General features: G+C 58.9%; 22 protein-coding genes and 1 tRNA gene. 14 read left to right on the plus strand and 9 right to left on the minus strand.

The features are described 5' to 3' along the window. Positions 1–137 precede the first annotated feature (137 nt). On the plus strand, positions 138–1,826 hold the full coding sequence (locus ABJZ52_RS18390) for an acyl-CoA dehydrogenase family protein (protein ID WP_348184970.1): 1,689 nt from the start codon (positions 138–140) through the stop codon (positions 1,824–1,826). A 66-nt stretch (positions 1,827–1,892) separates the two neighbouring features. After that, positions 1,893–2,273, plus strand: a complete 381-nt coding sequence (locus ABJZ52_RS18395; protein WP_348184968.1) for a YkvA family protein — start codon at positions 1,893–1,895, stop codon at positions 2,271–2,273. Here the strand turns inward: ABJZ52_RS18395 and ABJZ52_RS18400 are convergent. Further along, positions 2,270–2,701 (minus strand): translation initiation factor IF-3, encoded by a 432-nt coding sequence (locus ABJZ52_RS18400; RefSeq protein ID WP_348184966.1) that lies wholly within the window; start codon positions 2,699–2,701, stop codon positions 2,270–2,272. The genes ABJZ52_RS18395 and ABJZ52_RS18400 overlap by 4 nt on opposite strands. 347 nt (positions 2,702–3,048) lie before the next feature. Here ABJZ52_RS18400 and infC point away from each other — a divergent pair, with 347 nt between their 5' ends. Continuing rightward, positions 3,049–3,588 carry a translation initiation factor IF-3 gene (gene infC / locus ABJZ52_RS18405; RefSeq protein WP_348185022.1) on the plus strand — a complete coding sequence of 180 codons (540 nt, stop codon included), beginning with the start codon at positions 3,049–3,051 and terminating at the stop codon, positions 3,586–3,588. A gap of 90 nt (positions 3,589–3,678) precedes the next feature. Here infC and ABJZ52_RS18410 read toward each other — a convergent pair whose 3' ends face one another. Both ABJZ52_RS18410 and ppk2 read right to left on the minus strand, forming a co-directional pair. Beyond that, positions 3,679–4,686, minus strand: a complete 1,008-nt coding sequence (locus ABJZ52_RS18410; RefSeq protein ID WP_348185020.1) for a Gfo/Idh/MocA family oxidoreductase — start codon at positions 4,684–4,686, stop codon at positions 3,679–3,681. 224 nt (positions 4,687–4,910) lie between these two features. Further along, entirely contained in the window at positions 4,911–5,819 is a 909-nt protein-coding gene (gene ppk2 / locus ABJZ52_RS18415) for a polyphosphate kinase 2 (protein WP_348184964.1), read from the minus strand. Positions 5,820–6,016: 197 nt separating this feature from the next. Between ppk2 and ABJZ52_RS18420 the strand changes: the two genes are divergently transcribed. The 7 genes from ABJZ52_RS18420 to ABJZ52_RS18450 are packed head-to-tail and all read left to right on the plus strand — an operon-like array spanning position 6,017 to position 13,992. After that, a complete protein-coding gene (locus ABJZ52_RS18420) occupies positions 6,017–6,670 on the plus strand; it encodes a TetR/AcrR family transcriptional regulator (RefSeq protein ID WP_348184962.1) in 654 nt (217 codons plus the stop codon). A 1-nt stretch (position 6,671) separates the two neighbouring features. Then, entirely contained in the window at positions 6,672–8,279 is a 1,608-nt protein-coding gene (locus tag ABJZ52_RS18425) for a carboxyl transferase domain-containing protein (protein ID WP_348184960.1), read from the plus strand. 4 nt (positions 8,280–8,283) lie between these two features. Beyond that, positions 8,284–8,706 carry an ASCH domain-containing protein gene (locus ABJZ52_RS18430; protein WP_348184958.1) on the plus strand — a complete coding sequence of 141 codons (423 nt, stop codon included), beginning with the start codon at positions 8,284–8,286 and terminating at the stop codon, positions 8,704–8,706. 2 nt (positions 8,707–8,708) lie between these two features. Next, entirely contained in the window at positions 8,709–10,703 is a 1,995-nt protein-coding gene (locus ABJZ52_RS18435) for an acetyl/propionyl/methylcrotonyl-CoA carboxylase subunit alpha (RefSeq protein ID WP_348184956.1), read from the plus strand. Next, positions 10,693–12,333: an acyl-CoA synthetase gene (locus ABJZ52_RS18440; protein ID WP_348184954.1), complete on the plus strand. Its 1,641-nt coding sequence runs from the start codon at positions 10,693–10,695 to the stop codon at positions 12,331–12,333. Before ABJZ52_RS18435 ends, ABJZ52_RS18440 begins: the two co-directional genes overlap by 11 nt. A 10-nt stretch (positions 12,334–12,343) precedes the next feature. Beyond that, a complete protein-coding gene (locus ABJZ52_RS18445) occupies positions 12,344–13,204 on the plus strand; it encodes a hydroxymethylglutaryl-CoA lyase (protein WP_348184952.1) in 861 nt (286 codons plus the stop codon). Further along, the gene (locus ABJZ52_RS18450; protein WP_348184950.1) at positions 13,201–13,992 is read left to right on the plus strand and encodes a crotonase/enoyl-CoA hydratase family protein; all 792 of its coding nucleotides are present in this window, start codon (positions 13,201–13,203) and stop codon (positions 13,990–13,992) included. The genes ABJZ52_RS18445 and ABJZ52_RS18450 overlap by 4 nt, the downstream gene beginning before the upstream one ends. A 22-nt stretch (positions 13,993–14,014) precedes the next feature. Here the strand turns inward: ABJZ52_RS18450 and ABJZ52_RS18455 are convergent, their stop codons facing one another. Beyond that, on the minus strand, positions 14,015–14,833 hold the full coding sequence (locus ABJZ52_RS18455) for a hypothetical protein (RefSeq protein WP_348184948.1): 819 nt from the start codon (positions 14,831–14,833) through the stop codon (positions 14,015–14,017). 205 nt (positions 14,834–15,038) lie between these two features. On the opposite strand from ABJZ52_RS18455, the gene ABJZ52_RS18460 reads away from it, so the two are divergent. Continuing rightward, a complete protein-coding gene (locus tag ABJZ52_RS18460; RefSeq protein WP_348184946.1) occupies positions 15,039–16,052 on the plus strand; it encodes a DUF2278 family protein in 1,014 nt (337 codons plus the stop codon). Positions 16,053–16,097: 45 nt separating this feature from the next. On the opposite strand, the gene ABJZ52_RS18465 is transcribed toward ABJZ52_RS18460, so the two are convergent. From ABJZ52_RS18465 to ABJZ52_RS18475, 3 genes are all read right to left on the minus strand, one after another. Continuing rightward, positions 16,098–16,173, minus strand: a tRNA-Thr gene (locus ABJZ52_RS18465). A gap of 141 nt (positions 16,174–16,314) precedes the next feature. Next, positions 16,315–18,204 (minus strand): heme biosynthesis HemY N-terminal domain-containing protein, encoded by a 1,890-nt coding sequence (locus ABJZ52_RS18470; RefSeq protein ID WP_348184944.1) that lies wholly within the window; start codon positions 18,202–18,204, stop codon positions 16,315–16,317. Positions 18,205–18,282: 78 nt separating this feature from the next. Beyond that, positions 18,283–19,416, minus strand: coding sequence for a hypothetical protein (locus ABJZ52_RS18475; protein WP_348184942.1), 1,134 nt, complete (start codon positions 19,414–19,416; stop codon positions 18,283–18,285). A gap of 21 nt (positions 19,417–19,437) precedes the next feature. Between ABJZ52_RS18475 and ABJZ52_RS18480 the strand changes: the two genes are divergently transcribed. Together ABJZ52_RS18480 and ABJZ52_RS18485 are read left to right on the plus strand one after the other, a co-directional pair. After that, positions 19,438–19,581 carry a hypothetical protein gene (locus tag ABJZ52_RS18480; protein ID WP_348184940.1) on the plus strand — a complete coding sequence of 48 codons (144 nt, stop codon included), beginning with the start codon at positions 19,438–19,440 and terminating at the stop codon, positions 19,579–19,581. A 7-nt stretch (positions 19,582–19,588) separates the two neighbouring features. Next, positions 19,589–20,065, plus strand: coding sequence for a hypothetical protein (locus ABJZ52_RS18485; protein ID WP_348184938.1), 477 nt, complete (start codon positions 19,589–19,591; stop codon positions 20,063–20,065). Positions 20,066–20,192: 127 nt separating this feature from the next. On the opposite strand, the gene ABJZ52_RS18490 is transcribed toward ABJZ52_RS18485, so the two are convergent. Together ABJZ52_RS18490 and hemC are read right to left on the minus strand one after the other, a co-directional pair. Continuing rightward, on the minus strand, positions 20,193–20,900 hold the full coding sequence (locus ABJZ52_RS18490; RefSeq protein ID WP_348184936.1) for a uroporphyrinogen-III synthase: 708 nt from the start codon (positions 20,898–20,900) through the stop codon (positions 20,193–20,195). A gap of 4 nt (positions 20,901–20,904) precedes the next feature. Then, the gene (gene hemC, locus ABJZ52_RS18495; protein ID WP_348184934.1) at positions 20,905–21,828 is read right to left on the minus strand and encodes a hydroxymethylbilane synthase; all 924 of its coding nucleotides are present in this window, start codon (positions 21,826–21,828) and stop codon (positions 20,905–20,907) included. 142 nt (positions 21,829–21,970) lie between these two features. Between hemC and tsaD the strand changes: the two genes are divergently transcribed. Next, positions 21,971–23,041, plus strand: coding sequence for a tRNA (adenosine(37)-N6)-threonylcarbamoyltransferase complex transferase subunit TsaD (tsaD, locus tag ABJZ52_RS18500; RefSeq protein WP_348185018.1), 1,071 nt, complete (start codon positions 21,971–21,973; stop codon positions 23,039–23,041). Positions 23,042–23,070 lie beyond the last annotated feature (29 nt).

A 23,070-nucleotide genomic window follows, 5' to 3' on the forward strand; every position in this document is an offset into this window, starting at 1 on the left:
GTCAAGAGTGGGGAAGCCTGACGCTTGGTCAATGCACCGAAAGACGAAGAAATAACATCTCGACAAAGCGCCTGCTGCGACGCAACATAGATGCAAGAGAGTGACATTTTAAGCAATAAAAGAATACGGAGACGCCGATGTCGACAGCAGTCATGCCGTCAGCAGAACAAACAACGGGCCTTAAAGCGCTGACCGCAAGCGCTGTCGCCACGCTGGATCTGCTTCTGGACAAGGCTTCGCGCAACGTGCGTTCACGCGTTTCCGAGGGCGACCGAATTTCGTCAAGATCGATGGAGGCCGAGCAGCGTGCAACCCACGGCCTCGCATGGTTCGCGACCTACGTCGAATCCCTACGTCAACTGGACGCCTACGCGAGCCGGTTGAGCGAACAGGACCGCTATGGTGAACTTGAGGAGATCATCGTTCGCCTCGGCTTTGGCGAGTACCTGGCTCAGGTCTTCGGGGGCATTCCCATGAACCAGGGCGAATTCGTCAGATTATCGGACCTGGGCCTCACAGCGACTGACATTGCGGCCGGGCGCTCGGAAGACATCGACGAACTCATTGCTACCGGCAACACGGCGGAAACACGCCTCAAGCTGACCGAACTCATTCGACAACAGGCAGGGCAATCCACCTTCGGCGATTGTGGCCTTGAAGAAACCTACGAACAAATCCGCAACGAAATGCGCCGGTTCGCCGAGGACAACGTCACGCCCTTTGCCCACGAGTGGCACCTGAAGAACGACTATATACCGCTCGAAATCATCTCACAAATGGCGGAACTCGGTGTCTTCGGGCTGACGATTCCCGAAGAGTACGGTGGCCTCGGCCTCGGCAAGGAATCCATGTGCGTCGTGTCGGAAGAGCTTTCCCGTGCTTACATCGGTGTTGGTTCCCTCGGCACCCGGTCAGAAATTGCCGCTGAACTTATCCTCTGTGGCGGCACGCAGGAGCAGAAAGAAAAGTGGCTACCGTTGATTGCCTCTGGTGAAATCTTGCCAACGGCGGTCTTCACCGAACCAAACACCGGTTCGGACCTTGCGTCGCTGAAGACACGTGCCGTTCGTAAGGGAGACGTCTGGAAAGTATCCGGCAACAAGACCTGGATCACTCATCCGGTTCGCGCGGACGTCATGACATTGCTCGTCCGCACTGATCCTGATCAGGACGGCTACAAGGGTCTGTCCATGCTTCTGGCCGAAAAGCCCCGCGGCACCGACGAAGACCCCTTCCCGGCGGACGGAATGAGCGGCGGTGAAATCGAAGTTCTCGGCTACCGAGGTATGAAGGAATATGAAATCGCCTTCGATGGTTTTGAGGTCAAATCCGAAAACCTTCTCGGCGGAGAGGAAGGGCAAGGCTTCAAGCAGCTGATGCAAACCTTCGAAGGCGCGCGGATCCAGACCGCGGCACGTGCTCTCGGTGTTGCGCAAGCCGCGCTTGATCTTGGCTTGCGCTATGCGGAGGAACGCATCCAGTTCGGCAAGCAGCTCATTGCCTTTCCGCGCGTTTCCGACAAGCTCGCCATGATGGCCGTGGAAGTCATGATTGCCCGCCAGCTGACCTATTTCTCGGCATGGGAAAAGGATTCCGGCCGCCGCTGTGATCTGGAAGCAGGTATGGCCAAGCTTCTCGGCGCTCGTGTCGCCTGGGCAGCCGCAGACAACGCGCTGCAGATCCACGGCGGCAATGGTTTTGCCTTGGAATACCCGGTGTCACGGGTCCTGTGCGATGCGCGGATCTTGAATATCTTTGAAGGGGCTGGCGAGATCCAGGCGCAGGTAATCGCCCGCCGCATCCTGGAAACACGAGGCATCGACTAGGCGCTAGATTGCACGAAAATGCGGGGTGGCATTGACCTTGTCTGCCCGCACCCCCACTTTCCTTGTATGAAATCGCCATTCGACGACATCGATTTTGATCCTGAGATCCTGGGCCCCGAAGAGGAACAGCGTCGAAGCTTGCGCGAAAAGCTGGTTCGTACGACGCGAAAGGCCGCCAGGCAAATTCCCTTCATGGAAGATGTCGTCGCCGGTTATTATTGCGCTCTCGACCCGGCAACGCCGACCAAGGTTCGCGCGGCCGCCCTGGCTGCGCTCGCCTATTTCGTGCTTCCAATTGATGTGATACCCGACTTCCTGCTGGGCGTCGGCTTTGGTGACGATGCGGCGATCCTGATGACCACGATCTCAATGATCCGGAGCCACATTCGGCCCGAACATATGGACGCTGCCCGCGAAACCCTGGAAACCGGCGAACTCAAAGACTAGTCGCTCGTCACACGCCAGCTGCCCGACGTTCTCCCTGCAATCACCCAGTAGACAAAACCGGCGAGAAAGCCTGCCGCCAAGGCGATCGTGGTTCCCGGACGGACCACTGGCGAGGCCGCGTCCGGATCCAGGGTCCAGACGCCCAGTGCGATCAGCCCTGCAACCCCGACGTGATAGACGATCCCGCGCCAGCTCAGAAGCTCGGCGACTGCGATCGCCACAAGACCCGGGATCATCGCAAAACCACCCAGGACGCTCGCTGTGACGAGACCGGTGCCAATCATGGCCGCGAAAGCGACGGGATCCTGAGCGGTTCCGGCATCTTGAAAAAAGCCCCAGGCAAGGAAGAGGCCGCAAGACAAGGCGGCCGCGATGAACCCAACAGTGCTTTTGACCAGCTGAAACAGGAGCTTTCCGCCATCAACCATCCGTTTTCATACTCCGCTGGCCTGCCACGGCAGGTCTGTTTTCACGCGACATGCAGTTTAACAATCTTGTTCCAGCCCCCATATAAGACCTGAAAAACCCAAATGCACTTGGTTCTCAAAGTGCCGACAACCGGCGCCAAGAGGCATCGAATTCAGTCCTTTGGCCGCTTTGAGATGAGTGCGTGATTGATTTCAGTTGACTTTTGGCTGGTTTCACGGGATTTTCGAGGGAATTCCACGCCTGCGCTGTAGCAGCGTATCCTCGGCATCCGTGCACGGGGATATTTGTGCATAAGGCACGATTGGAATGAAAGACAGCAAGTTCAACAATACAGGAGATTGCGACCATTCGCCGTCCGTTCCGCGCCCCGCCTCCAAGCAAGGATGGCCCGCGCACCAATCACGAAATTCGCGTCCGCGAAGTCCAGTTGATCGATCACGAAGGCTCCAACCGCGGGATTATTCTCACAGAAGAAGCCATGGGCATCGCCATGGAAGCTGGCCTTGATCTCGTTGAGATTCAGCCGAACGCCCAGCCGCCAGTCTGTAAGATCATGGACTATGGCCGTCACAAGTATCAGAACCAGAAAAAAGCTGCTGAGGCTCGCAAGAAGCAAAAGACCGTCGAGATCAAAGAGATCAAGATGCGTCCGAACATCGACACCCATGACTATGAGGTGAAGATGCGCAACATGCTTCGGTTCTTCAATGATGGCGACAAGGTCAAGGTCACGCTCCGTTTCCGCGGACGTGAAATGGCTCACCAGGACCTGGGCATGAAATTGCTGAACAAGGTTCGTGATGAGACGACCGAAATTGCGAAGGTCGAGTCCACACCGCGCCTGGAAGGCCGCCAGATGGTGATGGTCCTCGCGCCGATCAAATGATCGTGCCGCGAACCACCTGACCGGTGAAAACAAAAACCCCGCCAATTTGGCGGGGTTTTTTATTTGCCCAGCGGCTTCATATCCCGCGCGTTAGGATAGGGAAACCCAGCCGTCCTGTTTCTCTGATTCAAACAGCGCATCAAGGATGGCCATGTTCTGAACCGCATCAGCCGGTCCATATGGGAAGTCGACTTCACCCTTGATCGCGCGACCGAACACATCGACCAGTTCGGCATATTGATCGCTTGGCGGTACACTTTCCGTGCTGGCGGAAACATCTGCAAAACCGCTGCCATCATCAATGCGTAAAATGGTTTCATCTTCTTGCAGCGCATTGAAAGGCACCATGATCTCAAGTCGCGCCTTGGACCCAAATAGATTGACACGCTGATAAGGCACGAGCTGGGTTGAGACCGTGAAATCGAGCCGACGGCCATTCCCGAAATCAAGCAAGGCGCTCGTCAGGCGATCGGTCCCGAAATCAGGATCCCGATCAATCAATGACAACACCCGTTTTGGCTCGTCCTCGAAGAAATAACGGCCAGCAACCATAGGATAACAGCCGATATCGAGCAGGGCTCCACCGCCAGTGTCGACCTTGTTTCGAATATTCCCCGGATCTGAATTGAAGTAGCTGAAAAACGACTGGATCGCGCGCAGCTCCCCCAACGCACCCGAGCGAATGATCTCGCGTGCCCGGATCCATTGTGGATGAGCCCGAACCATGAAGCCCTCGGCAACAAGCCGGTCCTTCGGCAAATCCAGAAGCTGCCGTGCTTCTTCTGCGTTCAAAGCAATCGGCTTTTCACAAAGCACATTCTTGCCCGCCTCGACCGCCTTCAACGTCATGGGTACATGCATATGATTTGGCAGCGGATTGTAGATCGCATCAATATCAGGGTCGGCAAGCAACTCTTCGTAAGACCCGTAGGCCTTTTCGATGCCAAGTTCGGATGCAGCCGCCTGAGCACGATCGAGCCCGCGCGACGCAATTGCGACCGCGACGCCGGTCTTCGAGCGCTGGATACCCGGGATAACTTTTTCAGCACCGATTTTGGCGGTCGAGAGGATCCCCCAACGGATCGGTTTCTGGTCCATACTCATGATGAGCGCACCTCATTTTTGATGTTTGAAACTCGGCGCCGCCAACAATTTGGCGAACCTCCGACCAGGAACGTCGGATCATTTTGGCAAGAACCGGGAAACTGACAGTATTTGCAGGCGTTGACCAGCCCTGCCGAACACGCGCACCCGAAAGCAGAAGACCGGTGCAACTTGTGCCCACCGATCCCCTCACCCGTCAATGGTCGTCAGTCTGGGCCTTAGAATTTCTGAGGCACGTAAAGCTCGTCCGGAAGCACCTTGCGTTCATAGTCCGGATTGAAGACACGCTCCGGCAAATGAATCGGATCGTGCGGCACATCCTCGTAGGGCATCATGGAAAGCAGATGATTGATACAGTTCAATCGGGCCTTCTTCTTGTCATTGCCCTCGACGATGAACCAAGGGGCCTCGGGGATGTTAGTGCGCTCCAGCGTCTCTTCCTTCGCCTTGGTGTAGTCTTCCCAGCGCTTGCGGGATTCCAAATCCATCGGACTCAATTTCCACTGTTTCAGCGGATCATGAATGCGCATGAGGAAACGCAGCTGCTGCTCCTGATCGGTGATGGAGAACCAGTATTTCACCAGCACGATCCCGGAGCGTACCAGCATGCGCTCGAACTCGGAGACATCATTGAAGAAAGCTTCGACCTGGTCTTCGGTGGCAAATTCCATCACGCGTTCGACGCCGGAACGGTTGTACCAGGACCGATCGAACAGAACCATTTCGCCCGCCGCAGGAAGATGCGGGACATAGCGTTGAAAGTACCACTGACTTTTTTCGCGTTCGGTTGGCGCAGGCAAGGCCACGACCCGGGCAACGCGCGGGTTCAGACGCTGAGTGATCCGCTTGATGACGCCGCCCTTGCCGGCCGCATCACGGCCTTCAAAAATGACCACGAGCTTTTGACCGGTGTGCTGTACCCAATCCTGAAGCTTCACCAGCTCCGCCTGCTGTCGAAGCAACTCGTGGAAATAGGTCGTGCGATCCAGATCCGACTTGTGCTTGAGATCGGAAATAAAGGCCAGTTCCTTGGCGATCAGATGATCGTCGATTTCCATTTCCAGCTCTTCGTCCAGGCTGTCCTGCCATTCGGCTTCAACCCAGGTGCGGGCGCTGTCATCGCTCATCTGATTGTCCTTCTCAAATTCACCAAACATGTGCGCCGACCGACGGCTCACACCAGACAACTGTCAATCTTGAGTCTGTAACCGTTTTTTGACAGTTCAGCACTTCTCCGACGACACATGGGCTTATTTCGGCGGCAAAACAGCTTTTTGATTGAAAATGAATGATCGTTCATTTACTTTTCTTCTTGGGAGGAAAAATGCACGCAGATCAGGACATCATGCCGATGGCAGAACGCGATCCGTCACCGCGCAAGGGATCGCGCACGGCGGCGCGCGTGCGCGCGTCTGCGCTGAAGCTCTTCGCCCGCCATGGCTACGCAGCGGTCTCCATGCGTCAGATCGCATCGGATGTCGGCGTCCAACCGGGCGCGCTCTACAATCATTTCCCGACCAAGCAAGACATCCTCAAAGACCTTATGCTGTCGCACATGCGTGACCTTTTGAACGCATGGTCGGCCCTTGCGGACGAAACGCGACAGTCGACAGCCCCCCTCGATGTCTTTGTACGCTTCCACATTCGCTATCACCTGCAGCGCCGGGAGGAAGTCTTCATTTCCTACATGGAGCTTCGCAACCTTGAACCGGACAACTTCGCAGAGGTTGAAACGGAACGGCGCCGCTATGAGTCAATCCTGAAGGCAATTCTCGAAGACGGCCAAAACAGCGGAGCCTATCGCATCGCCGATACTGGCGTCGCTGCGCGCGCAATCATCGCGATGCTAACCGGCATCCCCAATTGGTACCGGGAAAGCGGCCCTCTGACGCCAGTTGATATCGAAGAAATCTACCTCGAAATGGCCCGCGGTAGCGTTGCAGCCACACCCCTGACCGCCAGCATCGAAAGCGACTGACATGACCGTCCTGAAATCAAACCTGTCATCGCGCAGCCCGGAGTTTTCAGCCAACAGGGCCGCTCATGAAGCAGGCCTGGCAGAAATCCAGGCTGCCGCCGCCCGCGCTTTCGACGGCGGCGGCGAAAATGCCCGCAATCGCCATGTATCCCGTGGCAAGATCCTGCCACGAGAGCGCGTCTCCCGCCTCCTTGATCCGGGCTCTCCTTTCCTGGAGGTCGGCACCCTGGCCGCCCATGACATGTACGACAACGCCGCTCCGGCCGCCGGCATGATCGCCGGTGTCGGTCGTGTCGAGGGCCAGGAAGTCATGGTCATCGCCAATGACGCTACAGTCAAAGGTGGCACCTACTATCCGATGACTGTGAAGAAGCACCTGCGCGCCCAGGAGATCGCCGAGCAGAACAATCTGCCTTGCGTCTATCTGGTCGATTCCGGTGGGGCGAACCTTCCCAATCAGGACGAGGTTTTCCCCGACCGCGACCACTTTGGCCGCATCTTCTTCAACCAGGCCAACATGTCATCCAAGGGCATTGCACAGGTCGCCGTTGTGATGGGGTCCTGCACCGCCGGTGGCGCCTATGTGCCAGCCATGTCCGACGAGACGATCATCGTCAAGAACCAGGGAACAATCTTCCTCGCAGGCCCGCCGCTGGTGAAGGCGGCGACCGGTGAAGAAGTCAGCGCCGAAGACCTGGGCGGCGGCGACGTTCACACGCGCCTGTCCGGAGTGGCCGACCATCTGGCTCGCGATGACGCTCACGCACTCGCCCTTGCCCGACGTTCTATCGCCAGTCTGAACCGCACCAAGCAGTTTCAGGTTGCCATGCAGACGCCTGAGGACCCGCTTTATGACCCGGACGAAATCCTCGGCGTGGTTCCAGCCGACCTAAAGACACCTTATGACATTCGCGAAGTCATCGCCCGCACGGTCGACGGCTCCCGTTTCGATGAATTCAAGGCGCGCTACGGCACGACGCTCGTCTGCGGTTTCGCCCACATTCACGGCATTCCGGTGGGCATCATCGCCAACAACGGCGTCCTCTTCTCCGAAAGTGCCGTCAAAGGCGCCCATTTCGTCGAGCTCTGCTGCCAACGCAAGGTGCCTCTGGTCTTCCTTCAGAACATCACCGGCTTCATGGTGGGACGGACCTATGAATCCGGCGGCATCGCCAAGGATGGCGCGAAGCTGGTGACCGCCGTTGCCACAGCCAAGGTGCCCAAGGTCACGATGCTGGTTGGCGGATCTTTCGGCGCCGGCAACTATGGCATGTGCGGCCGTGCCTTCGATCCCCGTTTCCTCTGGACCTGGCCAAACTCGCGCATCTCGGTGATGGGCGGAGAGCAAGCGGCAGGCGTTCTGGCAACCGTGCGCCGCGACGGCATCGAGCGAAAGGGTGGGTCCTGGTCGCAGGACGAGGAAAAGGCTTTCAAACAGCCCATTGTCGACCAGTTCGAACAACAGGGACATCCGCTCTATGCCTCCGCACGACTTTGGGATGACGGCATCGTGGATCCGCGCAAGACGCGCGACATCCTCGGCCTGTCACTATCCGCCGCGCTGAATGCACCGATCGAAGACACCCGCTTCGGCCTGTTCCGGATGTGATCTGATGAAACTGGAAGATCTCAAGCAAAAATATCCGGGTGCGGTCGCCTTCAAATTCGGCGACGGACCAGAGTTGAGTGCGCAGCTGGTCACTCTCGTACGCTCAGGAAAAAAGACAGCCACCTGCGGCGCACTTCGGGACTTTGGAGATGGTGGGGAACCGCTGCCCGAGAAAGGCCGAAGGAACATCATCCTGAACTGGGATGGTTCACCGGCCATGGTCGTTCAGACCATTCAGGTTGAACAGGCCCGCTTCTGTGATGTCGAAGACGACTTCGCACTTGCCGAGGGCGAGAATGACACGCTCGAAGGATGGCAGCACGACCATCAGAAATTCTTCGAACGGAACGGCGGATTTGATCCCGAAATGATGCTCATCTGCGAGCGCTTCAAACTGATTGAAGACCTGAAGACGGAAGGCGACTAACAATGTTCAAGAAGGTCCTCATTGCCAATCGTGGCGAAATCGCCTGCCGGGTCATGGAAACCGCCAGGAAGCTCGGGATCAAGACCGTAGCAGTCTATTCGGACGCCGATGCCGGGGCGAAACATGTGGCCATGGCCGATGAGGCCTATCGCATCGGGCCGGCCCCGGTTGCCGAAAGCTATCTGCTGATCGGGAAGATCATTGAGGCCTGCAAGACGTCCGGCGCGGAAGCCGTTCATCCCGGCTACGGCTTCCTGTCGGAAAACCCTGCCTTTGTGGAAGCCCTGGATGAAGCAGGCATCGCCTTCATCGGTCCGAGTGCCGCGTCCATCCGGGCCATGGGCCTGAAGGATGCCGCAAAGGCGCTGATGGTCGAGGCTGGAGTGCCTGTGGTCCCCGGATATCACGGCCAAGAGCAGGATCCTGACTTCCTGGCGGCAGAGGCTGAGAAGATCGGTTATCCGGTTCTGATCAAGGCCCGTGCGGGCGGCGGCGGCAAGGGCATGCGACGCGTGGACGACCCGGCGGACTTCAATGATGCACTCGACGGCGCCTCCCGGGAAGGCGAGGCCAGCTTCGGCGACGGCCGTGTCCTGATCGAGAAATATCTGACCAAGCCGCGCCATATCGAAATCCAGGTTTTCGGCGACAAACATGGCAATGCGGTGCATCTGTTCGAGCGCGACTGCTCTCTCCAGCGCCGCCACCAGAAGGTCATCGAGGAAGCCCCTGCCCCGGATATGCCGGAAGCCATGCGCAAGGCCATGGGTGAAGCTGCAGTCAAGGCGGCCAAGGCCATCGACTATGCCGGCGCGGGCACCATCGAATTCATCGCCGATGTGTCCGAAGGCCTGAACTCCGACCGTTTCTACTTCATGGAAATGAACACCCGTCTTCAGGTGGAGCACCCGGTGACGGAAATGATCACCGGCGAGGATCTGGTCGAATGGCAATTGCAGGTCGCTGCAGGTGCGCCCTTGCCCAAGGCCCAGGACGAACTCAGCTTTTCCGGCTGGGCGTTTGAAGCGCGTCTTTATGCGGAAGACGCTCCGAAGGGCTTCTTGCCCGCGATCGGCACCTTGAGCCATCTGCATTTGCCGGACACCTATGCCCGCATCGACAGCGGCGTGCGCTCCGGTGACGAGATCACGCCCTTCTACGATCCCATGATCGCGAAGGTGATCGTTCACGGCCCGACCCGCGAGGCGGCCCTGGGCAAGTTGCTGGGCACGTTGGAAGATGCCCAGGTTGCCGGCTGCGTGACCAATTCCGGGTTCCTGGCCAACCTCTGCCGTCACAAGGGTTTTGCCAGCGGCGACGTCGACACCGGCCTGATCGATCGGGATCTGGAGGAACTGATTGCAGAAGTCCCGGCCCCGGCTGAGGTCATCGGCCTCGCGGCCTTGTCCGCTCTTGGTCTCGCAGAAGCACGCCATGGCACCGATGCATGGGACAGGCTGGCCGGTTGGCGCATGTGGAGCGCGTCGCGCCAATATGCGCTTCTGGACATCGCCGACGAGCATCAGGACGTCGAAGTTCACGCGCTTGGCAACCGGCGCTTCTCCGTCCATCTCGACGGCACGCCGCGTGATTTCCAGCTTGTCAGTATTGAAGACGGTGTCATCGTCTTTGACTGCGACGGCGTTCGCAAACGGGCCGCCATTGCCTTTGCCCAGGATGCGGTGACCGTCTTCCTCGATGGCAACGCCCATCGGATCGGTCTGCCTGATCGTCTCGCGGATGAAGATGAAGCCGCAAGCGCCGGTGACCAGGTTATTGCTCCCATGCCTGGCCTTGTGAAAGTCCTGAACGCCAAGGTCGGCGATACGGTAACCAAGGGCCAGCCGCTCGTCGTCCTGGAAGCCATGAAGATGGAGCACACGCTGAAAGCCCCAAGAGACGGCGTTGTCTGTGACGTTGTGGCAGCTCAAGGTGAGCAGGTGCAGGATGGAACGGTACTCGTGGCCCTTGCCGAGGAAGACGCAGATGCTGCCTGAGGCGAACACATACGAAGAACTTGTTGAACGCTTCGAATGGCAGATCCCCGAGACGTTCAACATCGGGTCGGCGATCTGTGATGCCTGGGCAGACTGTGAGCAGGAACGCGAAGCGCTCATCTTTATCGATGAGGATAGGAAAGCGCAGAGTTACAGCTACGGCGATCTGAAACGCCTGTCGAACCAGTTGGCGTCGCTGTTTCATAGCCTTGAGCTCACCCAAGGCGACCGCGTCGGTGTGCTCTTGCCACAGCGCCCTGAAACAGCCTTTGCTCATATCGCGGCGCTCAAAAGCGGCGCGATCACTATCCCGCTTTTCACCCTGTTCGGAGATGAAGCGCTTCAATACCGTCTTGGCAATTCGGGTGCGAAAATCGTCATTACCGACGCAGCCGGTGCGGAAAAAATCGAGCGCATCCGCCATGAGCTGCCCGATCTTGAAACCGTTCTGTGCACTGATGGCTCCCGCTTCGGCGCGCTTGATCTTGCTACGGAAATGGAGGGGCAATCCGAACATTTCGCGCCCCTTGCCACCAAACCGGACGACCCGGCAATCATCATCTATACCTCCGGCACCACCGGTCAGCCCAAAGGCGCGCTGCATGCCCACCGAGTCCTGCTTGGACACCTGCCCGGCGTCGAAATGAGCCATGATTTCCTTGGCCAGCCCGGCGACCGCATATGGACGCCGGCCGACTGGGCCTGGATCGGTGGCCTGCTCGATGTTCTGATGCCGGCGCTTTATCTCGGAGTCCCCGTCGTAGCCTGCCGCTTCAAGAAATTCACGGCAGAAGCCGCATTCGAGCTGATCGAACAGCAGAAGATTCGCAACGCCTTTCTGCCACCAACCGCTCTGAAGATGATGCGACAGGTCCCTGACCCGGAGACCCGCTGGAACCTCGGCATGCGCTCGATTGCATCTGGCGGTGAGACCCTCGGCGCGGAACTCATCGCTTGGGGCCAAAAGACCTTCGGACTGACGATCAACGAATTCTACGGCCAGACCGAATGCAACATGATCGTCTCCAGCTGCTCAACGATCATGGAGGCTCGCCCTGGCATCATGGGGCGCGCTGCGCCCGGCCATGATGTCAATGTGGTCGATCTTCAGGGAAACATCGTGTCTGATGACACGCTCGGGAACATTGCCGCGAAGTCGCCAGATCCGGTCATGTTTCTCGGCTACTGGGACAACGAACAGGCCACGAGGGACAAATTTGCAGGTGACTGGCTGTTGACCGGTGACAAGGGTACCCGAAGTGCCGACGGCTGGATCACATTCGTCGGCCGCGATGATGACGTCATCACCTCTTCCGGCTATCGGATCGGTCCCGGCGAAATCGAGGATTGCCTATTGAGACATCCCGCCGTGGCCCTGGCCGGCGTTGTCGGCAGGCCGGATCCGCAGCGCACGGAAATCGTCAAGGCGTTCATCGTTCTCAAGCAAGGCGTCGAGGGAACGGAAGATCTGGCGGCAGAGATCGCGAAATTCGTGAAGACTCAGCTCGCTGCACATGAGTATCCGCGTGAGATTACCTTCGTCGACATGCTTCCCATGACAACGACTGGCAAAGTTATCCGGCGTGAACTGCGGTCGATGCCGGACGATGGCATCGCCACTTCGAAATGAGAGACACACAATGAGTGAATTCGTCACCGTCTTCGAAATGGGACCGCGCGACGGGCTCCAGAACGAAGCTGTTTTCGTTCCCACCGAAGACAAGATCAGGCTGGTCGACATGCTCTCGGACTGCGGCTTCCGCAAGATCGAGGTGACCAGTTTCGTCAGCCCGAAGTGGGTTCCGCAAATGGCCGATGCGAAGGAAGTGCTGGAAGGCATCTACAGGCATCCGAGCATCTTCTACACCGCACTGACGCCGAATGTGAAAGGCTACACGGCGGCCAAGAAGGCTTCCGCGGATGAAGTCGCGATTTTCGGTTCCGCATCTGAGGGTTTTTCGAAGAAGAACATCAACTGCTCCGTGGCCGAGAGCATCGAGCGCTTCAAGCCGTTGGTCGAAAAGGCCCATGAAGACAGCATGCCGGTACGCGGTTATATCTCCTGCGTGACCGATTGCCCCTATGACGGCGCAACAGCGCCGGAAGAGGTTGCTCGCGTCGCCGAATTGCTGATGGAGCTTGGCTGCTACGAAATCTCGCTTGGCGACACCATCGGAAGCGGCACACCGGAAACCATCTCCAGAATGCTGGATGCGGTCATGACCGTTGTCCCGGCCGACAAACTTGCCGGTCACTATCACGACACCAAGGCACGGGCGGTCGACAACATCGAGGCAAGCCTCGAAAAGGGTGTGCGCGTGTTCGACGCCGCAATTGGCGGCCTCGGCGGCTGCCCCTATGCGCCAGGCGCAAAAGGCAATGTCGCGACAGAGGCTGTGGTTGAACTCCTGCATCGCAAGGGCTTCGAAACCGGACTCAACTTCGACAAGCTGAAGCTTGCCTCCGATTTTGCCCTCTCTCTTCGGAGTGACGACGCATGAGCTTTGAAACCATTTCCATTTCAACAGATGACCGTGGTGTCGCGACCCTGACGTTGGACCGGGAAGAGAAGCACAACTCTCTGTCCGCAAAAATGATCGACGAGCTGACAGCGGCAGCTGCACAGCTTGGCGCGGATGATGCCATCCGCGTCGTGGTTCTGACCGGGGCTGGAGTCAGTTTCTGTGCGGGCGGAGATCTGGGCTGGATGCGAGAACAGTTCCATGCCGACCGGGAAACCCGTATGGCCGAGGCGCACAAGCTGGCCATGATGCTGAAGGCCCTGAATGAACTGCCCAAGCCGCTGATCGGCAAGATACAGGGCCAGGCCTTCGGCGGTGGTATAGGCATGATGAGCGTCTGCGATGTCGCTGTCGCCGTAAGCGGTGCAAAGTTCGGCCTGACGGAAGTCCGCCTCGGTTTGATCCCGGCGACCATCAGCCCCTATGTTCTGGCCCGTATGGGGGAAGGCAAGGCGCGCCGCGTCTTCATGTCCGCCCGTCTTTTCGGAGCTGAAGAAGCCCGGGATCTGGACCTGGTCGCAAAGGTAGTGGAGCCGGACGAACTCGATGCCGCCATCGAAGCAGAGATCAGGCCCTATCTCGGGGCAGCACCTGCCGCCGTCGCGGCCTCCAAGGCGCTTGCCCGTGCACTGGGACCAGTCATCTCGGATGCTGCAATCTACGACACGATCCGCCGTCTCGCTGACACCTGGGAGACCCCGGAAGCACAGGAAGGCATCAGCGCCTTCTTTGACAAGAGAAAACCGAATTGGGTGGTGAAAAGCTGAGGCCTGTTCCGATCATCCCGGATCAGGCATTTCGCTGTTGGTATTTGCGGACCGTCGCGGCAATGCGGGCGACATCAAGCTGTTCCATGTTCGGGTCTTCAGGCTTGCGATACATCCGCTCGCGCACCCGCCGGATCTTCTTGCGTTCCCGCTCGCTGATGCCTTCGGGCAGCTCCACACCAGCTCGGTCCATGCCGATCAGAACTCGCTGCAAATCGGGGATCATTTCCGAGGAAACGGCGAACTCCGTTCCTCCCTTGGAAACAAAAATCAGCGTCTTGCTGTCTTCCGCATCTCCCAGCAAGGCAATTCGTCGCCGCGTGCCCGATCCAAGCGTCGCAAAGAACCAGCCAAAGCCTCGCGACAGCTTGACCTGACGTACGCGCATGGAGCTAAGGTCGGTGTATCGCACACGTGCCTTCAACCCCAGTTGTGTCACCTCAAAACCATTTCCGAAGAAGCGGATCCATGAGGTCTCCTGGCGAATTGCGGTCATGAAGATCAGGACGGAAAAGCTGGCAGGTATCAGAAGCGTGAGGAACAGGAGCGAGGTCGCGCTGCCCGTGCCATAGGCGGCACCAAGCAGAGACAGACAAAAAAGCGGGACACCGATTGCATAGCCGATGGCATCTGTCACCAGGACGCCGGGCTGAACCTTCGGTCGAACAGCACCGGTCGGCACCTTCTGCTTCGGCATGGCGCAATAAATGCCGATCCCGGCAATCACGCAGAGCAGACCGCTCAAGGGACTCAGAAATGTCAGCGCCCCGACGATACCCAGAACCGCAAGAAAAAGCGGCACGAGACGACGAAACAGTTCCAGTTTGGCAGAATGTCCCAAAACCATCTCCGTGATCTGTCGGGGCCGGCCACGCGATTGATGTGATTCGTCATCAGAATCCTTCCGCTCACGCGGGTCAAGAGTCAGCACCAAGATGTCCAGTTTTGCCGGACATCTGCACGCATACACCGACGCATGGGTTTCTGCTTTAACGACGCCCTTGCTCCGGCTACGGTCCTACCGACACGCAGGGACCGGTTGCCAGATGCCTTTGACAAATTACACGCTTTTGAAGGGTCGCCCTTCTGACTACTGCCTTGATGACGACGACGATCCCCACATCGAGATCCGAATTGAGGATAACAACCAAAGTCATCGCATTGCTCTGAACGTGCGGTCGATCCAGCATCCGCACGATCTACTCTATGCGCTTGTCTCACCGTTGGAGCATCCCGGTCTTGCTCAATTGAAGACCCTTCCTGCTGGAATGCATGACCTGAAGCGACTGCGTCCGAGATTTGAAATAGATTACATTCGCAGTGGAATGGTTGTTCGCCGCCAGATGCGCCAGGCCCCATTTCAGCTCAAAGGACCCGGGAACGACCTGCGCGACTTCATCGAACCACTGCTCAAATCGGGTGTCGAAGACCCCTCCGTCACCTTTTACGCCATTGGCGAACGCTGGGGCCCAGAGCCAAAGCGCGCGGACAAGTATTTCGGCTTCCGACCCGGCAGCGGTATCCACGAAGTCCATATGAACCAGGGTTCGCGCGGCGGACATGCCGCGAACAACGGTGTTGGTCAGGACGGCGCCTTGCTGATTCATTTCGGATCAAACGACAGCTGGGCGGGAATATTCCTGGGCTTTCAAAGCCAGGCCTGGGTCACCCATGACCGCACAGGCCACCCTCAGCATGTCAAGAACCCTCCCAAAGCCATCGATCCGCTGGCCCCGCCTATCGCGATCGTCGCCGCAATGATCAATCCGACCGGGCGGGAAATCGGCCGCGAAAGCGTGACGCTCCTCAACCGCACCGACGGAGACCTGATGTTGAATGGCTGGCAAATCATGGACGACGCGGATCGTTTCCAGGATCTCTCCGGCCGCCTGCCCACAGGCGAAGCCCACCGTTTCATCCTCGAGGAGAAGCCCGACCAACCACGCCTGCCCAACAAGGGCGGAACCATCCGTCTCATCGCACCGGATGGAACGCTGGCCGATGAGGTTGTATACGAAAAACACCAGGCCGCACCCGAAGGCTGGACGACGATCTTTTGAGCGCTCAAGCGCGCTTTGACGCGCAAACTGGGTTTTGGAAGGAAGTGGTGCCGCATAGGTGACTCGAACACCTGACCCCATCATTACGAATGATGTGCTCTACCAACTGAGCTAATGCGGCCAATCTCGCAGAGTTTGGAGCTCTGCCAGCTGATGATCTTCATCATCAGGATGGAGGGCTAATTACCGGAGCCTGAAGCCAGATGCAAGAGGCATCTGGCTTGTTGTTGATGACGCGCTCACCCTCTTGTCACAACCCGGTTCAGTTGAAAAAACGCGGGCGTTTCGGTTTGTCCTCGTCCTCATCGTCATCAAGTCCCGGGTCATCTGGCATTCTGGCGAATGGCAATTCGATCGGGATCTTCAGATCCTCGTCAGCTGCCGCCTGTTTGTTCGCAGAAGCCGGGGCCCTGATCTCGGTTTCATCCCCCACGGTCGCAGCAGTGGTCGTCTCACCACTGACCTCTGCCTTGGCGGGAGGTGCATCAGCTTCAGTGCTCTTGTCAGACCCCGGATCCGCCTTGCTGACCTCAGGTGTGACGGTGGCTGCTATGCCAACATCGGAGCTGTCTGCGAGGTCCTGTGGACGCTTTGCATGGCCGACATCATCCGTCGTGCCCTCATAGCCGGCCGTGGCATCCGGGGAGGTCGCTGGCTTTGCAGGTTCCTCCTGCGCGGCGGCTGTGACACCGGCCTCCGCCTTGATCACCTCCGGCTCGGCCTCTTTCGCTGAAGCTGTAGTTTGTGGGGCTTCTTCAGCAACGATGATCGCCGGCTCCACGGTTGCCGTCGCTGTGGTCGCCGACACGACAGGCAAGGCAGGCGCATCAAACATTGCGTCTTCGATCACGTCGCCACGACCATCGTCGTCAAAGCCGGAGGGTGTCTTCCACTCGAAGGCATCCAGCTTGCCGGTGACCGGAGAAACGGCCTGCCACTCGCGGGACACGACGCCGTCTGCAACCCACGCCTTGTCGAGCGGCGCGTGAACGGCGCGCGACAGCCAGTCGCGCATGCGTCCCCGGTCGCCATGCTCGGCCTCTTCCAGCTCCGCCATCATCAGGAAGGCGCCGCGTACCGGTTCGGAACGCAGAACCTTTTTCAGCTGCTCCCGCGCTTCATCGAACTCGCGTGCGTCGAGCGCTGCACGGGCAACGGCCATGGCGCCCACGTTGGTGTTCGCGCGCTGGCCTGCCAGAGACTTCACGCGTTTCAGGCGGTCGACAGCCGAATCGCCACTTCGAACATGCGCATAAGCCTGCGCGAGATCAGGGTGCGGCGAAACCCGCCAGGTGGATTCGATCAGCTTGGAAGCCTTGCGGATTTCGCCCTTGCGGGTCGCCAACCGCGCGGCGAGGACAGCAGCCGGCACCAGATCCAGCGCGAGGCCGTGCGCTTCCTTCGCCAGCGAATACGCCCGATCCGGCTCGCCGCTCTCAAGGTTCTGCGCAAGCGCGGTCAGCACCACAGCCCTGTGCCGCCGATAAGTCTTCTTGTCGAGCATCTTGGCGGTGTAATTGCGCTCAAGCGTTTTCAGCGCTTCTTCCCAGTGACTTGCAACCGCCTGATAGCCGAGCACAGCCTTTCCGGCCCATTCCAGGCCAGGCATTTCGCGGGCCGCTTCTTCAGCGTAGTGGCGCGCAGCAACTGGTTCCTGTTGCCGCTCGGCCTCGATAAAGAGCCCATGCAATCCGAGTGCCCGTGTCTGCTTTTCTTCCAGCATTGCCTCGAAGCGCTCGCGCGCTTCTTCATCGCGCCCGGCCAGCTGTGCGGTCTGTGCCAGAAGCAGCTTGGTTGCCGGTTCATCGTTCAAAAGCCGATCCGCATCCAGACCGTGACGGCGCGCCTGTTTGGCGTTGCCAGTGCCCAGCGCGATCAGGCCACTGGAAAGGGCTTCATATCCCTTGTCCTTGCGGCGACGCTTGAAAAAGCGCGTGGCAATCTTCGGCGAGCGAAGCACTGTAAGCACAATCCAGACCGCCAGGAGAAAAGCGATCAGGGCCAACCCCGCAACCAAGGCCACGATGACGGGCGGCTTTTCCCAGACATAGCCTTGCCAGCTGATCGACACGACGCCGGGTAAATCGGACATCCATGCGAACCCCGTGGTCACGGCGAAAAGAATGGCAAAAAAGATCAGGACCCGGATCATTCCGTTAGCTCCTTGGCTTTAACCGGGCACAGTCCGGTCATTCGCTGTCTGCCCAAATGCATGGGCGAAAAATTCTGCTCAGCTGTCCTTGCGCGACAGGGCGTTCAGGACTTCGCTGGAGGCTGCATCGGTCAGGTGGTCGATCGCCACGCGAGCTTCGGCACGCTGCGCCCAATCGGCACCAACGGCCTTCGCCTCGTCCGGCAAAGCTGCATAAGCGTCAAGACCTGCGGCCAGATCACCCTTGGCAACCGCCCGTTCCATCCGTCTCAGGACGGCATCCGGTCCGGTTCCGCCTTCATCTCCCGGACCGCGAACAGCGATGATCGACTTGGCGCCCGCAAGCAGGCTATCGAGCATATCGCCCGAGCGCGCAGGCTCCGAGAACTTTGCGAACATCGCACGGGCGACCTCGGGAAATTCTGCGATCAGCACCGATACCGGAGCCACTCCGCTTTTCGCATGTGCCTCAAGTGCAGCAAGGTCCGTGTCTTCGGGCAGGCCGGCCTTGACGGCAGCCAGCTCTGTTTCATAAGGCCGCCCGGAATCCACGGCAGATTTCAGCGCGGAGACCGACAGGGCACGGGCAGCCACCTCGCGGGCTGTCGCATCGCCCATGGTTGCTTCAACGGCAGCCAGGCGCTTCGACAAAGCATCAAGCTCTTCGCGTACCTTCGCCAGATCCGCGGCCTGCTTTTCACCAGCCGTTCTGATATCGGACGACAGGGTTGCGAGGGTTTCACTCGCCCGCGCCTGGCTGTCCGCGAGGGTCTTCAGGGAAACGTCAGACGTGGACACCGCCGTCTGGGCGGCTTTTGCGGTCGCCTCGACATTCTCCAGCCGGGTCGTCATGTCCGTCAGGCTTGAGGAGACCGCTTCAATCTGTGTTTCAATCCCGCTGGTCTTGGCAGCCGCGCTTTCTGCAGCCGCAACGCGCTTTTCAAAATCCGTCAGCACCGCAGGCGCGATGCCTGTTTCACCTGTGCCGGCGCTTGCCACCTGAGCGGAGAGTGTATCAAAGGCCGATTTCAGATCAGAGACTTCAGTTTCCAGCGCAGCGGATGCAGCGGCCGGCGCTTCAGCGGCCAGCCCTTCGATACGCTGCTCAAGGCCATTCAGGCGATCTGCGACTCCCGCACCTGCATCAGGCGCGCTAGCCAAGCTCTCGAATTTCTGCTCCAGCCCGGACAGCCGATCAAGCGCATCACTCACCTCCGAATTTAGGGAAGCGGATTGCTCGGGCTGCAACTTCAACAGACCAGAGACGTGAAGGCCGTAGGCACCGCCAAGAACAACGGCACCACCGACGACGGCGGCGACCAGAACGCCGAATGCACCGACGCCTCGTTTTTCGCCAGAAGCCGCAGGCGGCGGTGAAAACGACTTGGAACCCGCAGTACTGCTTGCGGAAGGCGTTTTGGATGTTGACGCCGAAGAAGCTTGTGGCTTGGAAGGCTCGGCCGCGGGCTTTGTCGTCGTCGCGCCCGGCGCCGTCTTGGTGCCCGTTGCTGCTGCCGAAGAAGAAGTACTCGACGTATTCGAGCTGGATGAACGCGTGCCGCTTGACGGCGGAACAGACGAAGGCCTCGGCGGTGTCGTGCTGCTGCTCGCTGAAGATGCGGGGCCGGTCGGCGTCGTCGGCTTTGCTGTGCTGGCGGCAGTAGAATCAGGTGTTTTGGATCCGACTTTCTCGGGCTTCAGATCGATCGTGACGGGACGTTTTCCCGCTCCGCTGCCTGTTGCAGAAGCTGCTGCCGTCGGATTTGTCGATGTCGAAGAACTGCCCGGACCGGTTCCAGAGCTGGAAGACGTTCCGCCAGGCTTCTTGCCGGAAGTGTCATTGTCCGATGCCATTTGCTAGTCTCCTCACCGTCCGACGGGCCACGTCCCACGGCCTGTCAAATCCACTATACACACCCGCTGCGGGAGCGGTAGAGAAACGGCGGACGTTTTGCCGCGCTGCAGAAACAACGACTCCACCGCTTCGGTTAACAACCTGTTAAAGCCTGCGCGAACAGTGCCTCTTCAGTTGGGTGCGCCGCAACTTCAACGCAAGCCGTATCTGGCAAAGCTGAGGCAACCTGCTGCGATATCGCAATGACGCGCAAGCTGGACAAAAGGCCCATCAGGTCATGATCGGCCAAAACTGAAAGCAACACCTCCACCGTTCGGCGCGAGTAAAGCAGAAGCGCATCGAGGTCACCTGATTTAAGCACCTCCAGAACCGCCGGTTCAAGATCCCTGACAGGATCCATCCGATAGACTTCGACCAGATCGCAGGCCAGAGAAGCGCGGTGGAGATGACCTTCCAGATCCCCCGCCCGATCTGCGGCGGCAAGATACAACACGCGGCCCGAAGGCGCCTCGGACAGTACAAGATTGACCAGATCAGCTACGTCACCATTCGCCGAGATGACGCGGTCAAAACCTGTTGCTCTCATGGCTTCGGCGCTGCGATTGCCGACCGTATAAACGGGCAATGCCAGAAGAGCAGCAAGATCCGAGCGGTTGGCGAGCAGTCCGGCAATGCGGCCGCTTGTTACAACAAGCGCGGACACATCCAAGAGGTCCAATCCCCCCGGATCGGTGGCGACCATTTTGAGCATTGGTGCTTCCACCACGTCATGCCCCAGCGCTCTGAGCCGTTCGGCACTTCGGGCGCAGTCTGGTGCAGGGCGCGTGAGAAGGAAGCGCATCAGATCAGCTGTCCAGGAAATTCGGTCCGGCTATCGCTTTAAGCGCTTCTCCAGCCTCGCGGCCGAGTGCGACAGCATCGTCAGCCGGTCCCTCACGCGCAATATCATGCACGACTGATCCGTCAGGCTTCAGAATCGTGCCCTTGAAGGCAATCCTGTCACCCTCGACAAGCGCAAGGCCTCCGATCGGCGTACGACAGGAACCATCGAGCACGGCAAGGAACGCCCGTTCCGCATCGAGCCTAACCTGCGTTTCCTGATCATGAATTGCAGCAAGCAGTTCGAGAGTCCGCATGTCTTTTTCACGGCTTTCAATGCAGATGGCCCCCTGCCCGACAGCCGGAAGAAAGTCATCCGGCTCCAAAAGACTTGTGACCACGTCACCAAGACCCAACCGTTTCAGCCCCGCATAGGCCAAGAGCGTTGCATCAACCTGGCCTTCGGCGAGCTTTTTGAGTCGCGTCTGAACATTGCCGCGATACATGACCACCTCAATGTCCGGACGCAGACGCTTGATCATCGCCTGCCGGCGCAGCGAACTGGACCCGACAACCGCATTTTGCGGCAGATCCATCAAGGTCTTGGCCTTGTGCGAAATGAACGCATCACGCACATCTTCTCGCGGCAGAAAAGCCGTTAGCGCCAGTCCTTCCGGCAACACGGTCGGCATGTCCTTGGACGAATGAACAGCAAGATCAATCCGCTCGTCCCGCAGCGCTTCCTCGATTTCCTTCGTAAACAAGCCTTTCCCGCCAACCTCTAAAAGAGGGCGATCCTGGATCTTGTCGCCGGAGGTCTTGATGACGACGATCTCGAAGGCGTCTTCGTCGATCCCGTGTGCAGCCATCAAACGTGCACGTGTTTCCTGGGCCTGGGCAAGAGCGAGAGCGCTTCCACGCGTTCCGATACGCAAAGGTTTTGATTGCAAGGATCAGCATCCCGATGTTAGGGCGCGCTTGAGGTCACAAACGCAAAGACAATTTGGTCGTCAGATGATAGGCCGTTGAGTACCATTGGCCAATGCAGCAGAAGCAATGAATTCAGACATTTCCGCTTGCGACATGCAGTCGCTGACCGTCCTGGGCATTGAAACCAGCTGCGATGAAACCGCAGCGGCGATCGTGCGTGGACCGGCAAATGCTGAAATTCTGTCCAATGTCGTCCGCTCACAGATCGACGAGCACACCGAGTTCGGTGGCGTCGTGCCTGAAATTGCCGCACGTGCCCACATCGAAGTGCTTGACCGCATCGTCAACGACGCGATGAAAAACGCAGGCTGCGGCTGGGATGACATTGATGCCGTTGCCGCAACAGCGGGACCCGGCCTCATCGGCGGTGTTATCGTGGGCCTGATGACCGCAAAAGCCATCGCCATGGCCGCCGGCAAACCGCTGGTCGCCGTGAACCATCTTGAAGGGCATGCGCTGACCGCACGCCTAACCGACGATCTTGAGTTTCCGTTTTTGTTGCTTCTGGTCTCCGGGGGGCACAGTCAGTTTCTTCTGGTCAAGGGCGTCGGCGACTATGAGCGGCTCGGCACCACAATTGATGACGCGATTGGCGAGGCTTTCGACAAGACCGCCAAGCTCCTCGGCCTGCCCTATCCCGGCGGCCCCGCGGTCGAGCGCATGGCGTCACAGGGCGACGTGACCCGCTTCAAGCTGCCGCGACCGCTTCTGGACCGTCCCGGCCTCGACATGTCCTTTGCCGGTCTGAAAACGGCACTCCGGACCCAGGCCAAAAAGCTGGAACCCATCGACGACCAAACAGTCGCAGATCTTTGCGCAGCCTTTCAACGCGCCGTGGCAGACGTTCTTGCCAGCCGGACCAAGTCTGCACTCTCCCTGTTTGAGGACAGGTTCCCAGACCATTCCCCCGTTGTGGTGGTTGCGGGAGGCGTCGCCGCAAACAAGGAAATCCGTTCAGCACTCACGACCACTGCATCTGAAGCCAATGCACGTTTCATTGCGCCTCCGCTGCAGCTTTGCACCGACAATGCAGCGATGATCGCCTGGGCAGGCATTGAAAAAATGTGCCTCGGCCCGGTCGACGACATGGCGACATCCCCGCGCCCGCGGTGGCCACTGGACCAAACCGCAAGCGGTGTGCTCGGCTCTGGCAAAAAGGGCGCAAAGGTCTGAACGGTCAAATGTGTGTGGCTGCAAGCTTG

The sequence above is a fragment of the Roseibium sp. genome (genome assembly GCF_039982295.1).
Taxonomy (GTDB): Bacteria; Pseudomonadota; Alphaproteobacteria; order Rhizobiales; family Stappiaceae; genus Roseibium.